The organism is Bacteroides sp. HMSC067B03 (assembly GCF_001811315.1).
Taxonomy (GTDB): domain Bacteria; phylum Bacteroidota; class Bacteroidia; order Bacteroidales; family Bacteroidaceae; genus Bacteroides; species Bacteroides faecis.
Map to the genome: position 1 here is coordinate 1 of NZ_KV804459.1, position 332 is coordinate 332.

At 49.1% G+C, this 332-nt stretch carries 1 pseudogene; it reads left to right on the forward strand.

Annotated features, from left to right (window positions below):
• A pseudogene (locus HMPREF2794_RS23435) lies at positions 1-332 on the forward strand (DUF1566 domain-containing protein); the annotation flags it as partial.

The window sequence follows — 332 nt, forward strand, 5'->3', positions numbered from 1 at the left end:
GAAAATACGCCTGCCAGTGACATTGCAAAATATATCAGATGGGCTGGCGGGCTGCTTGACCTGTCCTTTGCCACAATCCGGATCGAAGACGGTGTCAACGTGTTCTTTACTGCTGAAGAATGGAATTCCCTTAGTGCAAATAACCGTTCAAAATACTTGCGTATAGGTGTCCGTATCCGTGCGGATCGTCGCCAGTTCGTCATAGCGAAAAGCGACTGCACTGACGATATAGGCGGACGTACTTTCAAATGGGGGGCATACGGTACGGACATCCGTGGCGTTAAGAATTACGGGAACGGTAATCAAGGGCTTTATGAAACGGCAGACGGAAA